The organism is Streptomyces sp. NPDC091972 (assembly GCF_044756385.1).
Taxonomy (GTDB): Bacteria; Actinomycetota; Actinomycetes; order Streptomycetales; family Streptomycetaceae; genus Streptomyces.
On sequence record NZ_JBIVSV010000006.1, the window covers coordinates 259,792 to 274,249 of the forward strand.

General features: G+C 71.9%; 10 protein-coding genes and 1 pseudogene. 4 read left to right on the plus strand and 7 right to left on the minus strand.

The features are described from left to right. Positions 1-20: 20 nt before the first annotated feature. Positions 21-446 (minus strand): helix-turn-helix transcriptional regulator, encoded by a 426-nt coding sequence (locus ACIQJT_RS20160; protein WP_365457147.1) that lies wholly within the window; start codon positions 444-446, stop codon positions 21-23. Between the two features lie 159 nt (positions 447-605). Continuing rightward, entirely contained in the window at positions 606-1,649 is a 1,044-nt protein-coding gene (locus tag ACIQJT_RS20165) for a LacI family DNA-binding transcriptional regulator (RefSeq protein ID WP_402645222.1), read from the minus strand. A gap of 693 nt (positions 1,650-2,342) precedes the next feature. Between ACIQJT_RS20165 and ACIQJT_RS20170 the strand changes: the two genes are divergently transcribed. Next, on the plus strand, positions 2,343-3,929 hold the full coding sequence (locus ACIQJT_RS20170) for a carboxylesterase/lipase family protein (protein WP_402645225.1): 1,587 nt from the start codon (positions 2,343-2,345) through the stop codon (positions 3,927-3,929). Between the two features lie 115 nt (positions 3,930-4,044). Here the strand turns inward: ACIQJT_RS20170 and ACIQJT_RS20175 are convergent, their stop codons facing one another. The 4 genes from ACIQJT_RS20175 to mmuM all read right to left on the minus strand — a co-directional run bounded on the left by ACIQJT_RS20175 (position 4,045) and on the right by mmuM (position 8,679). Further along, on the minus strand, positions 4,045-5,745 hold the full coding sequence (locus tag ACIQJT_RS20175; protein WP_402645228.1) for an alpha-amylase family protein: 1,701 nt from the start codon (positions 5,743-5,745) through the stop codon (positions 4,045-4,047). Then, the gene (locus ACIQJT_RS20180) at positions 5,736-6,740 is read right to left on the minus strand and encodes a TIGR03885 family FMN-dependent LLM class oxidoreductase (protein ID WP_402645230.1); all 1,005 of its coding nucleotides are present in this window, start codon (positions 6,738-6,740) and stop codon (positions 5,736-5,738) included. The genes ACIQJT_RS20175 and ACIQJT_RS20180 overlap by 10 nt, the downstream gene beginning before the upstream one ends. Positions 6,741-7,123: 383 nt before the next feature. After that, positions 7,124-7,417, minus strand: coding sequence for a hypothetical protein (locus tag ACIQJT_RS20185; RefSeq protein ID WP_402645232.1), 294 nt, complete (start codon positions 7,415-7,417; stop codon positions 7,124-7,126). Between the two features lie 320 nt (positions 7,418-7,737). Beyond that, complete coding sequence (gene mmuM / locus ACIQJT_RS20190) at positions 7,738-8,679, minus strand: homocysteine S-methyltransferase (RefSeq protein ID WP_402645235.1); 942 nt, start codon at positions 8,677-8,679, stop codon at positions 7,738-7,740. A gap of 309 nt (positions 8,680-8,988) precedes the next feature. Between mmuM and ACIQJT_RS20195 the strand changes: the two genes are divergently transcribed. Together ACIQJT_RS20195 and ACIQJT_RS20200 are read left to right on the plus strand one after the other, a co-directional pair. Beyond that, positions 8,989-10,065, plus strand: a complete 1,077-nt coding sequence (locus tag ACIQJT_RS20195; protein ID WP_402645238.1) for a family 43 glycosylhydrolase — start codon at positions 8,989-8,991, stop codon at positions 10,063-10,065. Beyond that, entirely contained in the window at positions 10,062-11,474 is a 1,413-nt protein-coding gene (locus ACIQJT_RS20200; RefSeq protein WP_402645240.1) for an RICIN domain-containing protein, read from the plus strand. Before ACIQJT_RS20195 ends, ACIQJT_RS20200 begins: the two co-directional genes overlap by 4 nt. 2 nt (positions 11,475-11,476) lie before the next feature. Here ACIQJT_RS20200 and ACIQJT_RS20205 read toward each other — a convergent pair. Beyond that, positions 11,477-13,158, minus strand: a pseudogene (locus ACIQJT_RS20205) (rhamnogalacturonan lyase B N-terminal domain-containing protein). A gap of 190 nt (positions 13,159-13,348) precedes the next feature. Between ACIQJT_RS20205 and ACIQJT_RS20210 the strand changes: the two are divergent. Beyond that, positions 13,349-14,389: a rhamnogalacturonan acetylesterase gene (locus ACIQJT_RS20210; RefSeq protein WP_402645243.1), complete on the plus strand. Its 1,041-nt coding sequence runs from the start codon at positions 13,349-13,351 to the stop codon at positions 14,387-14,389. Positions 14,390-14,458 lie beyond the last annotated feature (69 nt).

The window sequence follows — 14,458 nt, forward strand, 5'->3', positions numbered from 1 at the left end:
GGGAGCGGGCGGCCGCACGGTCACCCGCTCCCCGACGGCCACGCCCACAGCACCCCCGCCACCAGCAGCACGATGACCGCGAACGCGACCAGTGCCGCCGTACGCCACCGCCGGTACTCGAGCCCGGCAGGCACCGCCACCGCCACCTCCGGCGCCGCCACCTCCGTCACCACCGGGCCGTACGGCCAGACCGGGTCGGCCAGGTCCCACAGCGCCAGCAGCCGCGCCTGGTCCGCGCCCGCCACCTTGCACAGCGCCTGGACCGCCCCCCGCGGCGGCTGCTTGGCGCCGCTGAGGTACCGCTGCCAGGACGACTTGCTGTACGCGGTGCGCCGCGCGAGTTCGGCCAGGCTCAGACCGGTGCGGTCCTTGAGGTGCCGCAGTTGCTCGACGAGATGCCGCGCCTCCCTCGGAAGCGAGTCCGGCAGCGGCCGCCAGCGCGTCATGGTCGTCCCCCAAGTGCTCGCCGCCGCCCTGGCACGGGCGGCGGCCCCCCTCCCCGCCGCAACGTTCGACGCCCGTCCGCCCCGGCCAGTTCCCCCCGCCCACCGATGACCGAAGCTGAACGGATCCGGCGGTGGGTGGCCTCTACAGCGGTCGCCGGGTCAGTCGCGCGGCGGGGCCGTGCTCGCTCGCTCCACCAGCCGTGTCGACAGTTCGGTCCGGGTGCTCTCCGGGCGGTCGCCGTCCATCATGCGGACCAGCAGACGCAGGGCCGTCGCCGCCATCTCCGACAGGGGCTGACGGACCGTGGTGAGGGCCGGAGTGGTCCAGCGGGCCTCGGGAAGGTCGTCGAAACCCACGACGCTGATGTCCTCGGGGACGCGCAGGCCCCGCTCCGCCAGGGCCTCGTACACGCCGAGGGCCATGTGGTCGGAGCAGACGAAGACCGCGGTGGGCGGTTCGGCCAGATCGAGGAGTTCCAGCATGCGCCGGCGGGCCGCGCCCTCGTCGTGTCCGGCGTGCCGCACGTACTCGGGACGCTGCCGTGTCCCCGCCGAGGCGAGCGCGGAACGGTAGCCCGCCACGCGCGCGCTGCTCGACATCCTGCGCTGGTGCCCGGCCACGACCGCGATGCGCTCGTGGCCCAACGCGAGCAGGTGCTCGGTCGCCGTCACCCCGCCCTGCCAGTTCGCCGCGCCCACCGAGACCACGCCCGGCGGCGGCTCCAGGACCGGATCGATCAGGACGTACGGGATGCGGTGCTGGTCCAGCCAGCCGTACTGCGACGACGTCAGCTCGGCCAGGTCGAACAGCACGCCGGAGGAGCCGCGTGCGGTGAGCTTGTCCATCCAGCCGCGTTCCGGGCGTCCCGCCCGGTTCCGGGCGAGCCCCGCCGAGACCACCACCTCCAGGCCCGCGTCGTGGGCGGCCGACTCCACGCCGTGCAGCACCGCCCCCGACCAGGACGTCTCCAGGGAGTTCAGGACCAGGTCGACCAGCCCCGAGGACTTCGCCGCGTCGAACCTCGGTCTGCGGACGTAGCCCAGCCGGTCCAGTGCCTCGGTGACCCGGCGACGGGTCTCGGGGGCCACGTCCTCACGGCCGTTGACCACCTTGGAGGCGGTCGGCACCGACACGCCCGCCTCCCGGGCCACGACCGCCAGCGTGGGACCGGCCGCCACGCTCGCACTCCCCGTGCGGACCATCGGGAACCACCTCTCCGGCCCGCCCGAGGGCCATGAAAGTTTCGACCAGCGCGGAAACAGTAAGCGCTTCCTACCCTAGGTTCGCCCGTTGAAGTCGGGAAGAGGTCGGGCTTCGCCGGTCTTCAGGTCCGCAGGACTTTCGAAACTCCGAACGCTGCCCACAGCTCGGACGGGCCCGCCGAAGCCGGCCCCGCAGGCCGCAACGACCAGTCCCATGAGGTGGTTTAGGCCATCCCGCTGCCGAACCGGAGTCCGAAGCCGTGGGCGTCGGAGAGCCGGGTGAAGTCCGGCTCCGGCCCCGCGGGCGGGCATGCGCCGACCGGGCCGGCCCACCGGAATCGAGCCACTCCGCCCCATCGTGGCCCCGCACATGAAGGCGCTTTCCCGCTTGAAGTCCCGCGGGTCCCGGCTCTCTCGCCCAGGCGGTGCCGTACCCGTGCACCGACCCGCCGGTCGCGCGCCGGCCAGTGGCAGGAGTCCGGCCGCGGCGGGGGCACCGACGGACGCCGGCCGCGCCGCCCCCCGGGAGCGGCGGCGGCGGTCACGGCACCACCGGCGAAGCCTCGGCCGGCCCGGCTCCGGCACCCTGATGTACGCCAAGTGGCGGCCGAGCCGCCCTCCGCACCGGAATACCGAGCCGGGATGTGGTGCTCTGTTGTTCACGGTGCATCAGCGCGGTGAGGAGGCCGGCGGATGACAGCAGTCCAGGCGGATCCCGTGGTCAGCACGCCGTACGGAGCGGTACGCGGCCGGTACGAGAACCAGGTCGCGGTGTTCCGGGGCATCCCCTACGCGGCCCCGCCCTTCGGCCCCCGCCGCTTCCGGCCGCCGGAGCCGCCCGAGCCCTGGGACGGAGTGCGCGACACGGTCGACTTCGGGCCGACGGCACCGAAACCGCCGTACACCGACGCCTTCGCGCAGTACCTCTCCGACCCCTACGTGCCCGGCGACGACTGCCTCAACCTGAACGTCTGGACGCCCGAACCGGGATCGGGAGCCCGCCTCCCGGTCCTGGTGTGGCTGCACGGCGGCGCCCTGACCAGGGGATCCTCCGCGGTGCCGGTGTACGACGGGCACGCCTTCGCCCGGGACGGCGTCGTGTTCGTCTCGGTGAACTACCGGCTCGGCGTCGAGGGGTACGGCCTCTTCCCGGACGCCCCCGCCAACCCCGGCCTGCGCGACCAGCTCGCCGCGCTCCAGTGGGTGCACCAGGCGATCGGGGCCTTCGGAGGCGACCCGGGGCGCGTCACACTGGCCGGGCAGTCGGCCGGCGCGATCAGCGCCGGCGCCCTGCTGGCCGCGCCCCAGGCCCAGGGCCTGTTCCGGCGGGCGGTCCTGCAGAGCGGTCCGCCCGAGGCGGGCGACCGAGACAAGGTGCGGCGGATGGTGCGCCGCATGGCCACCCGGCTGAAGGTCCCCGCCACCGCCGCGGCCTTCGCGGAGGTCGACCGTGACCTGCTGCTGCGCACCCAGGCCGAGGTGGGCCGGCTCAGCAGCCCGGTCCTCGGCGGTCCCGCGTTCGGGATCGTGGTCGACGGCGACCTCGTGCCGCGCGACCCCCTGGAGGCCCTCACCGACCCGGGCGCCGGCGTCGCGAAGGACGTCGGCCTGATGCTGGGCTGGACCAGTGAGGAGTACCGCCTCTGGCTCGTCCCCGGAGGACTCCTGGAGCGCGTGGACCGGCTCGGTCCGGTCGCCCTCGCTGGTGCCATGGCCCGCTGCCACTGCGGCTCCGAGGTGGTCCGCGGCTACCGCGCCCTGCACCCCGGCGCCGGCACCGCCGAGATCGTGGGCCAGATGGTCACCGACCACCTGCTCCGCATCCCCCTGCACCGCCTCGCCGAGGCCCGCCCCGGCTCGTCGTACATGTACGAGTTCGCCTGGCCCTCGAACCTGCCGCAGCTCGGTGCCTGCCACGCCCTGGAGCTGGGCTTCGTCTTCGACACCGGGAACACCCCCGAGTCCGCCAAACTCGCGGGAGAGGGCGCCCCCACCGAGCTCGCGGACGCCATGCACGGGGCCTGGGTGCGCTTCGCCGCCGACGGCGACCCCGGCTGGCGGCCCTGGGACGCCGGCCACCCCGTGCAGATCTTCGGCAAGGGCGAACCCCATCTCGCGTCCGGCCCTCGGGACGCCGATTTCGCGGTCTGGACGGCGGACCCGACCACCGAGGAGACGGCCCCCGTGTCGGAACCGGTGGAGGGCTGGCCCGCGCGGACCGCCGAGCTGCGGTCGGTCGTACGACGGCTGCGGCGCTCGGGGCTCGCGCGGCGGCACTGACGGCGGCCTCGCAGGCCACGCCCGGGTCCTCCGCGGTACGCCCGAGCGCGGGGCGTACCGCGAGGCGGCCCGCATGGCGGTCGCAGAGCTGCCCCGGGCACCGCTCATGGGCCGGTCAGGCGGACGCGATGCTTTCGGGGTCGTCCGCTGAGGTGCCGACGCGGAGCCAGCGGTAGCCGTACGGAGGCAGCTCGACGTGGAACATGCCGTCCTCGCCCGCCCTGAGACCGGTGTGCCGCTCGTCGAGCAGGTCCGTCAGCCGTTCGCCGGGTCCGGCCTCGGCCAGTTCCAGCCGCACGGTGTGCGGCCGGTCCGCGAAGTTGTGCACGGCCAGCACGGTGCCGTTGCCGGCGCGGCAGACGTGCGCCAGCACGGCGTCCTCCCCCGTCGTGAGCAAGCGGTAGTCGCCCCAGGCCAGTTCGGGGGACTCCCGGTAGCGTTCGATGAACAGACGCATGCGGCTCAGCAGGGACGCGGGGTCGCGGCTCTGCTCGTACACGTTGATGTTCCGCGGACCGAACGCGCCCTCCACCAGCGGGTTGGGGTAGGCGGCCGGCTCGGCGGTGGAGAACCCGGCGCCCTTCTCAGGGGTCCACTGCATCGGGGTGCGTACCGCCTGGCGTCCCTCCGCCGCGAGGTTCTCGCCCATGCCGATCTCCTCGCCGTAGAAGAGCACGGGGGTGCCCGGCAGGGTGAACAGCAGACTGTAGGCCAGTTCGACGCGGCGCCGGTCGCCGTCGACCATGGGCGGGAGCCTGCGGCGCAGCCCCCGGTCGTAGAGCTGCATGTCCTTCTCCGGGCCGAAGGACGCGAACACCTCGGCCCGTTCGGCGTCGCTGAGCTTGTCGAGGGTGAGTTCGTCGTGGTTGCGCACGAACACGGCCCAGTGGGCGTCGCGCGGCGCCGCGGGGCGGTCGCGCAGTGCGGCGGCCAGCGGCCTGGCGTCGTGGCGTGCCATCGACAGGTACATCTGCTGCATCGCGACGAAGTCGAAGCACATGGTGAGTTCGTCGCCGCGGTCCGAGGAGGGGTCGCCGAAGAAGCGGGCGGTGCCCTCGTAGGGCAGGTTGACCTCGCCGAGCAGGACCGACTCGCCGTTGCGGCGGCCGAGGAAGGCACGCAGATCGGCGAGGTACTCGTGCGGGTCGGGCAGTTCCCCCGCGTCGCTCTGTCCGTCGGTCTCCAGCAGGAAGGGCACGGCGTCGACCCGGAAGCCGGACAGGCCGAGCTGGGTCCAGAAACCCATGATGCGGGCTATCTCGTCACGGACCTCGGGGTGGGCGACGTTGAGGTCGGGCTGCTGCTTGTAGAAGCGGTGCAGGTAGTACTGGCCGCTGCCCTCGTCGTACTCCCACAGGCTGTCCTCCGCGTCGGGGAAGACCACGCCCTGGGGGCCGTCCTTTGGCGGCTCGTCCGCCCAGACGTACCAGTCGCGGTGGGCGGAGTCCCGGGCGGAGCGGGCGTCCCGGAACCAGGGGTGGTCCTCGGAGGTGTGGTTGACGACGAGATCGGCGATCACACGGATGCCGCGGTCGCGCGCGGTGCGGACGAACTCGGCGAAGTCGCCGAGGGTGCCCAGGCGCGGGTCCACGCCGTAGAAGTCCGTGATGTCGTAGCCGTCGTCGCGCTCCCGCGTGGGATAGAAGGGCATCAGCCACACGCAGGTCACACCGAGGCGCACCAGGTGGTCGACGCGCTGGGTGAGCCCCGCGAAGTCTCCGATGCCGTCGCCGTTGCCGTCCTGGTACGTCTCGACGTCCAGGCAGTACACCACCGCGTTCTTCCACCACAGGTCGGACGTGCGGGTCAGACGCATCGGTACTCCTTGGCCGTGGCGGGGACCGGGCGGGTCACGTCGAGCCGCGGCAGCACCTCGGCGCCGAACGCGTCGATGAACGCGGTCTGTTCACGGCCCACGTGGTGCAGCATCACCGCGTCGAACCCCAGGTCGGCGTACTCCTGGAGCCGGGCGGCGTGCCGGCCGAGGTCGGCGGAGACGTCCACCGTGCGCGCCACCGCCTCCGGGGTGACGTGCTCGCTGACGACGTCGAACAGTTCCGCGGAGTCGAGGTCCCAACTGACCGGCGGCGAGTGCACGTTGGTCCGCCACTGGTCGTGCGCGAGGGCGAGCGCCTCGGCCTCGTCGGGCGCCCAGCTCAGGTGCACCTGGAGGTGGAGGGGGCCACGGCCGCCCGCGTCACGGTACGCGCCGATGATCTCGCGCAGGCGTTCGCGCGGGGCGTTGACCGTGATCAGTCCGTCCGCCCACTCGGCGCACCAGGCCGCGGTGGCCGTGCTGCACGCGGCTCCCACCAGCGGCGGTTCCTCGGGCGGCAGCGTCCACAGCCGGGCCCGGTCCACGGTCACCAGCCCGTCGTGGCTGACCTCCTCGCCCCGCAGCAGCGCCCGGATGACGTCGACGCACTCCCGCAGGCGCGCGGAGCGGATGTCCTTGCGGGGCCAGCCCGCGCCGGTGATGTGTTCGTTGGAGGCCTCTCCGGTGCCGAGCGCGGTCCAGAACCGGCCGGGGTTCATGGACGCGAGGGTGGCGATCGCCTGGGCGACGACGGCCGGGTGGTAGCGCTGGCCGGGCGCGTTCACCACACCGAACGGCACCTGGTCGGTGGCCTGGAGAGCCGCGCCCAGCCATGACCAGGCGAAGCCGGACTCCCCCTGACGCACGCTCCACGGCGAGAAGTGGTCCGAGCACATGGCGGCGGTGAAGCCCGCCTGCTCCGCGCGCACCACGGCGTCGAGCAGATCCGCGGGCGGAATCTGCTCGTGCGAGGCGTGTAATCCGTAGACAGTCATGGCAAGCGACTACCCCCTGGACGGTCCCTCATCGGGCGTCGCTCCCACGGGTGTCGGGGCCGTCGAACCTCCGGTGCCGCACGGTGCGCCTGGGGGAGTTGGGAGGGCGCAGGAGGAGGCCCCGGGAGATGTGCTCGAAGGACGTCCTCGGGAGGTGTTATCCGGAGGCGTCATCCGGAGGCGTCCCCAAGCGGCACGCTCCGGCCGGAGGAGTCGTCGCCGTGCGTGGGCGCCTCGCGCCCGCGCCGTGCGTAGGCGACTGCGTCGGCCCCGGCGTCGACGGCTTCGTGTCCGGCCGAGCGGCCGCCGCGGATCCGTGAGCCACGGTCCGCAGGCCCGCAGGCCCGCAGGCCCGCACGTCCGCAGGCCCGCAGGCCAGCCGGTCAGGCGCTCGCGTGGCGACGGAAGGCCGGCCTCCGTGGGGCCGCGTGGTGGGCGGGCCGGCCGGCGCCCTCGGACCGGTGCTGCCGCAGCCACAGGGTCGTCACGGACAGCAGACCGGCGAAGACGGCCAACAGGAGTACAGGCACCCACATCTGCCGACTGCCGGGGTTCTGCCAGCCTCCCCATGCGGCGGTCGCCGCCCAGAGAAGAGCACCCAGCGTGTAGAAGGCTCGGATGCGGCGCATCTGCCGTACCGCCCGCAGGACCTTGGAGTGATCGTTCTTCGGTGCCATGCGGGGCCGTGTACCCCCGATCCCTCCACTCGATCAGTCCGAGGGGAACTTGTCGCAGCGGGCAGTGGCGGATCGGCCGCCCCGCGGATCATCGGTGGCGCGGCATCCTCCTGGAGAGCGGGGAGGGGAGTGAGGGGACCACGGGCGACGGCACGCGGGGAACCGCGCGAGCATCCACGACGAACGCGGCCGGCGCGTGCCAACAGCCCCTGGGCGCAAGGCGCACCGCACCGCCCGGAGACACCGCACCGCCCCAGGCACCGCACCCTCCGACGCAGCACTCCCGCTGACGCGTCACTCCCCCTGACGCACCGCTCCCGCTAACGCAGCGCTCCCGCAATCCCCGAGATCGCGTCAGGGCCCACCCGGCAGCATCCCCCGATCAGCCGTGCGCCCGACCGCCTCCACCCCATGACCTCGTCCGAGGTGAACGAGGACCGCCCTTCCCAGCGGCGCGCCCCCGCGTTCCAGGTCTCGCCGCTGTTGGGGTAGACCACGACCGGCTTGCCGGTGACCCGCGCGGCGGTCTCGATCGCCCGGTCCACGTCCTCGGGGACACAGCAGTTGACGCCGACCGCGACGACCTCGTCCACCTCGGCGGCGAGGGCGAACGCCTCCGCGAGCGGCTGCCCCGCGCGCGTGCGGTCGCCCGCGACGGAGTAGGAGAGCCAGGCGGGTACACCGAGACCGCGGACCGACCGGAGCAGCGCCTCGGCCTCGTCGGCGTCCGGGACCGTCTCCAGCGCCAGGACGTCCGGCCCGGCCGCCGCCAGCACCTCCAGCCGGGGCCGGTGGAACGCCTCCAGCTCGGCCACGCTCAGCCCGTAACGCCCCCGGTACTCCGAGCCGTCCGCGAGCATCGCGCCGTACGGCCCCACCGAGGCGGCGACGTACAGCGGTCGCCGGATCACCTTCGCCGACGCCTGCCGGGTCGCCTCCCGGGCCAACCCGACGCTCAGGCCGAGGAGTTCGGCGGCCCGCTCGCGCCCGATCCCGCGCTTGGCGAACCCCTCGAAGGTGGCCTGGTAGCTGGACGTGATCGCCACGTCCGCGCCCGCCTCGTAGTAGGCGAGATGCGCCTCGGTGATCGCCTCGGGCCGCTCCGCGAGCAGCCGCGCCGACCACAGTTCGTCGCTCAGATCGTGCCCGGCGGACTCCAGCTGGTTGGACATGCCGCCGTCGAGCACGACCGGGCCGGCCGCGAGGGCCTCGGTGAAGGGGCGGGCGGGGGTGCCGGGGAGTTCCGGGGTGTCGCTGGTCATGCCTCGACGCTAACCGAAGGCCCGCCGGACGACCCCGGCTGTCCGGTCCGCGAACACCGGGCCCGGACTACGGGACCACCGCCCGCCGAGGCATGTCCGACCACCGGCGCGGTCCGTCCGGAGCACCGGGCCCGGGGCGCAGACGCGGTGTCCCCACAGAACCGATACAGAAAGCGCCTTCTGCTGGTCGCGTCCAACCCGTTGACCGCATGGTTCCCCAGCCGTACCTTTCGGCTGTTCGCAATAACAACAGATGTTCTCAATATCGAACATCGCTCTCAGGACACCCCCACCCGAGAGGCAGTCCGCATGAGCCGCGCCCCCGACGTCCCCCACCGGCGACTTCTGCTGAAGGGTGCCCTGGCCGCGGGCGCCCTGGCCGCGACCCCCACCGCCGCCGAAGCCGCCCCGCGCCCGAAGAAGGCCGCACCCTTCGTGAACCCGCTCGTCCGCAACCGCGCCGACCCGCACATCCACCGCCACACCGACGGCCACTACTACTTCACGGCCACCGTCCCCGAGTACGACCGCATCGTCCTGCGCCGCTCCCGCACCATCAGCGGCCTCGCGACCGCGGACGAGTCCGTGATCTGGAGCAAGCACCCGACCGGCGTCATGGGCGCCCACATCTGGGCGCCGGAGCTCCACCGCATCGGCGGCAAGTGGTACGTCTACTTCGCCTCCGCGCCCGCCGAGAGCGTGTGGGACATCCGCATCTGGGTCCTGGAGAACGCCAACCCCAGTCCCTTCAAGGGCACTTGGGAGGAGAAGGGCCGGATCAGGACGGCCTGGGAGACCTTCTCCCTGGACGCCACCACCTTCACCCACCGCGGCACCCGCTATCTCGCCTGGGCCCAGCACGAGCCCGGCCTGGACAACAACACCGGTCTCTTCCTGTCCCGGATGGTGAACCCCTGGACCCTGACGGGGCCCCAGATCCGGCTCTCCACTCCGGAGTACGACTGGGAGTGCGTCGGCTACAAGGTCAACGAAGGCCCCTCGGTCATCGCCCGCAACGGCCGCCTGTTCATGTCCTACTCGGCCAGTGCCACCGACCGGCACTACTGCATGGGTCTGCTCACGGCCGACGCGGACGCCGACCTGATGAACCCGGCGAGCTGGTCCAAGTCGCCCACCCCCGTGTTCACCAGCAACGACACCACCGGGCAGTACGGCCCCGGCCACAACTGCTTCACGGTCGCCGAGGACGGCCGCAGTGACGTCCTCGTCTACCACGCCCGCCCGTACGAGGAGATCGTCGGCGACCCGCTGAACGACCCCAACCGCCACACCCGCGTCCAGAAGCTCGGCTGGCACGCGGACGGCACCCCGGACTTCGGCATACCGGTGGCGGACACCGCCATCGACTCGGAGGTTGCGTCATGAGACGTGCGTACGCGGTACTGATCGCCCTCTGCCTGGCCCTGGCCGGCGCCCTGGTGACCGCCGGACCGGCCCAGGCCGCCCCGCTGACGATCCCCAACGGCGTCCAGTTCACGGACACTTCGGGAGGCGCCCTGCACGCCCACGGCGGCGGGGTCGTCAAGGTCGGCTCCTACTACTACTGGTTCGGCGAGGACCGCAACGCCGACAACACCTTCCGGTACGTGGACGCCTACCGCTCCACCGACCTGAAGAACTGGGAGTTCAGGAACCACGTCCTGACCCAGTCCTCCGCCTCCGAGCTGTCCAAGGCGTACATAGAGCGGCCCAAGGTCGTCTACAACGCAAGCACCGGCAAGTTCGTGATGTGGATGCACAAGGAGAACGGCACCGACTACAGCGAGGCCCGCGCTGCCGTCGCCGTGTCCGACACCGTCGACGGGAACTACGCCTACCGGGGCAGCTTCCGTCCGCTCGGCCAGTACATGTCCCGGGACATCACCACGTTCGTCGACACCGACGGCACCGGCTACATGGTCTCGGCCGCCAACGAGAACTACGACCTGCACATCTACCGGCTCACCGCCGACTACACCGGCATCGCGAGCCTCGTCGCCAACCCCTGGCCGGGCGGCCACCGCGAGGCTCCGGCCCTGTTCAAGCGGGGCGGCGTCTACTTCATGCTGACCTCGGGCGCGACCGGCTGGAGCGCCAACCAACAGCAGTACGCCACCGCGACCTCCCTCGCCGGCCCGTGGACCCCGATGGCGAACGTCGGCGACTCCACGACCTACAACTCGCAGACCGCCTACGTCCTTCCGGTGCAGGGCACCTCGGGCACCTCGTACCTCTACATGGGCGACCGCTGGGGCAACTCCTTCGGCGGCACCGTCAACGACTCGCGGTACGTGTGGCTGCCGCTGACCTTCCCGAGCTCCACCACGATGTCCATGTCCTGGTACCCCGAGGTCACCGTCGACGCGACGGCCGGGACGGTCACCGGCACCGCCGCCACGTACAACACACTGGTCGCGCGCAACAGCGGCAAGTGCGCGGACGTGCCCGACCAGTCGCTGTGGCAGGGCGTCGCGATCAGCCAGTACACCTGCAACGGCGGCGGCAACCAGAAGTGGTGGTTCAAGGACCTCGGCACCGGCTACTACCAGCTCGTCGGCCGCGGCAGCTCGCTGTGCCTCCAGGAGAACGCCTCCTCGGTGACCCAGGAGAACTGCTCCTCGACCGCCACCACCCAGCAGTGGGCCCTGGCCGCCTCGGGCTCGTACGTGACCGTCAAGGCCCGCACCAGCGGTGAGTGCCTGGACGTGAACGGCGCGTCCACCGCCAACTCCGCCGCGATCATCACGTACGCGTGCAACGGGGCGACCAACCAGCAGTGGACGCGCGGGACCTGACGTCAGGCCAGCAGGTCGATCGCGTCGATCGACGTGCCCGCGCTGAGATAGGACGTCGACCCCGAACCGCTCACGATGTCGATCTTCAGCGTGTTGTACTGGCCGGTGTCCGTGCGCCAGGCACCGGCCGGAACGCTGTAGCTGAACGTGTGGTTGTTGCCCCGGTAGGACCCGTTGGTCAGGGACCGGGTGCTCGGCTGGGTGGGCGGGGAGGGGATCGCCGACGTCCAGGTGTCGTTGACGACGACCTGCGGCCGTCCGTTGGCGTAGGCCGTCGTCACCCCGATCCGCAGGGTGTGGGCTGCGGCGGCCTGCGCGGCGGTCAGCCTGAAGTACACCAGCAGACCGCTGTTGACGTCCTTCCAGAGGTAGCAGGGGAAGGCGGAGGTCTCGGTGCCGCTGTCGATCACCACGTTGCCGGTCCAGGAGGCGGCGCGGACGTCGGAGGGGTGGGCGTACGTCATCAGGTCGGCGTTCTTGAAGCCGCTCGGGGTGCCCGTCCAGTCGTTGATCCGCCAGATCGCGCCCGCGTTGCTCGGGTCGTTCGAGGACGGGATCGCGATCGTGTTCAGGGTGGTCGTGCCGCCGGCGGTCACCGTCACCGAGGTGGTGTACACGGCGAGTTCGCTCTTGAAGACGGTCAGCGTGTACGTCCCCGGCAGGACTCCGCCGATGGAGAAGTTGCCGTCCGAGGAGCGGGCCGGACCCCAGTACTGGGCCGCCGGGTTGGCGAGGCCGACGGTGTACGGGTACGCGGTGTTCCGGCCCGTGATGCCCACGCCCGCGACCCGGCCCCGGCCGCCCTGGGCGACGTGGCCGGAGATGCCGAGCGAGTCCGCCCAGGAGGTGGTGAGGGTGCCCGGGAAGAGGGACGAGGAGGGCGCGCCGCCGTCCGTGAGGGCGATGACGTAGGGGCCCTGGAGGCCGAAGCGCTCGTCCTCGGTCTGGTTCTGGGCGTAGTGCAGGATCTCGTACAGGCCGCCGCCGTCGGCGCTCTGGTGACGCAGCAGGGAGCGGTAGAAGGGGCCGCCGGACGCCTTCTCGTGATTGCTCCGCACGATCCACAGGCCGACGCCGTTCGCGCTCCAGCCGATGTAGTCGTAGTCCATGACCCGCAGCTTGGAGTAGTGCTTGGAGCGGGTCTGGCCGTCCGGCTTGCGAAGACGTCCGAGGCCTCGATGGCGGTCGGCGCGTAAGTGTAGGAATCCGGCTGGTCGTTGAGGAAGAGGCCGGCCCTGACGCGCAGGATGAAGCGGGTGGAGGCGACCGAGGTGTCGGCCCGGTTGGTCCACAGGTAGACGTTGTTCTCGCCGCTGCGGGCCGCGTAGTAGTGCCGCAGCGTGCCGTACGCGACCGAGATCAGGATCGTCGAGCCGGACTGCTTGATCGTGACGGTCGAGGCGCCGAGGCCGGACTCGATGTGCGAGTTCTTGCCGCCGTAGCCCTGGTATTCGGTGCCCTTGTAGACCAGGGAGGTCAGGTCGCCGTTGGACTTGCTGACCTTGAAGACGAGGTTCGCTCCGGTGTCGACGACGTAGTTCGAGCCGTCGTCCCACCAGCCGAAGCCCGCGGCGGACGCGCGTCGGGCGAGCGGCCCGGCGAGGGCGGCGGTGCCCGCGGCGGCCGCGGTACCGAGGACGAAGGTGCGCCGTCCGACCGGTGCGTGCACGGGGGATTCGGACATGGGGGTGCCTCCTCCGGGAGGTGTGGGGGTGGGGCAGGCACTTGGAGAGTGACAGTTGAATCGATTTCGCGAAAGGGCTTTCACCTTGTGGGGGTTGCGACTTCGTGAAATCCGTCCAGGATCTAGAAAGCGCTTGCAGATGGCGGTACGGTCCGGCGCCAGGTGTTGTCCCCCCGACGGAGGAACGCGCATGAGACGTTTCAACCTCGCCGTGCTGGCGGCGGTGGCACTGGCCTCGGGCCTGACGGCCGCCCCGGCGCAGGCGCACCCGGCACATCCGCCCGGTCTCGACAACTGCACCGCCGGCGCCTGCCACTTCGACGTCCCGCCGGGGACGTACGACGTGAAGGTCCTCCTCGGCGGCGACGGCCCGTCGAGCACGGCGATCAGCGGCGAGACCCGCCGCTCGCTGCTCCCGGAGACGGCCGCCGCGGCCGGCGAGCGGGTCTCCCGCAGCTTCACCGTGAACGTCCGCACCCCGGAGGGCGAACCGACCGGCCCCGACGGCACGCCGGGCCTGGACCTGGTGCTGGGCGGCTCGGCCCCCGCGCTCGCCGACATCAAGGTCACCCGCGCCCGGCACCCGCGCCAGATCATCCTCGTCGGCGACTCCACGGTCTGCGACCAGCCCGGCGACCCCTACTCCGGCTGGGGTCAGCAACTGCCCCGGTACCTGCGCAAGGGCCTGTCGGTGGCCAACTACGCCGACTCCGGCGAGAGCACGGTGAGTTACCTGTCCGAGCCGCGGCTGTGGGCCACGGTCCAGCCGCTGATCCGCCCCGGCGACCTCGTCCTGGTGCAGCTCGCCCACAACGACAAGACGACCGACGAGGCGACGTACCGGGCGAACCTGGAGACTCTGGTCGCGGGTGTCAGGGAGAAAGGCGGGAACCCTGTCCTCGTGACGCCCGTCGTGCGACGCTGGTTCAACTCGGACGGCACGCTGAACAACGGGACGGCCCTGCTGGTCAACGGCCTCGGGGTGGACCACCCCGCGGTGATCCGCTCGGTCGCCGCGGCCGAGGACGTCCCGGTGGTGGACCTGACGGCGAGGACGAAGTCGCTCGTGGAGTCCCTGGGCGTGGAGGGCTCCAAGGCGATCTACCTCTACAACGAGAAAAGGGACAACACCCACACCTCCGTGCACGGGGCCACCGTGTACGCGGGCCTGGTCCGCGACGAACTCGTCGCACAGGGGCTGGTGCCCGCGGGGCTGGTGCGGGTGGGATAGACGCCTGGGGCGTCCCGACCGGAACCGGGGCGCCCCAGGTCTGTGCCGTGAGCCGGCAAGTCGTCGAGT

Bases quoted from the DNA above. Each gene is read 5' to 3' on its own strand.
- ACIQJT_RS20160 (WP_365457147.1), bottom strand. From the start codon at position 446: ATGACGCGCTGGCGGCCGCTGCCGGACTCGCTTCCGAGGGAGGCGCGG.
- ACIQJT_RS20165 (WP_402645222.1), bottom strand. From the start codon at position 1,649: ATGGTCCGCACGGGGAGTGCGAGCGTGGCGGCCGGTCCCACGCTGGCG.
- ACIQJT_RS20170 (WP_402645225.1), top strand. From the start codon at position 2,343: ATGACAGCAGTCCAGGCGGATCCCGTGGTCAGCACGCCGTACGGAGCG.
- ACIQJT_RS20175 (WP_402645228.1), bottom strand. From the start codon at position 5,745: ATGCGTCTGACCCGCACGTCCGACCTGTGGTGGAAGAACGCGGTGGTG.
- ACIQJT_RS20180 (WP_402645230.1), bottom strand. From the start codon at position 6,740: ATGACTGTCTACGGATTACACGCCTCGCACGAGCAGATTCCGCCCGCG.
- ACIQJT_RS20185 (WP_402645232.1), bottom strand. From the start codon at position 7,417: ATGGCACCGAAGAACGATCACTCCAAGGTCCTGCGGGCGGTACGGCAG.
- mmuM (WP_402645235.1), bottom strand. From the start codon at position 8,679: ATGACCAGCGACACCCCGGAACTCCCCGGCACCCCCGCCCGCCCCTTC.
- ACIQJT_RS20195 (WP_402645238.1), top strand. From the start codon at position 8,989: ATGAGCCGCGCCCCCGACGTCCCCCACCGGCGACTTCTGCTGAAGGGT.
- ACIQJT_RS20200 (WP_402645240.1), top strand. From the start codon at position 10,062: ATGAGACGTGCGTACGCGGTACTGATCGCCCTCTGCCTGGCCCTGGCC.
- ACIQJT_RS20210 (WP_402645243.1), top strand. From the start codon at position 13,349: ATGAGACGTTTCAACCTCGCCGTGCTGGCGGCGGTGGCACTGGCCTCG.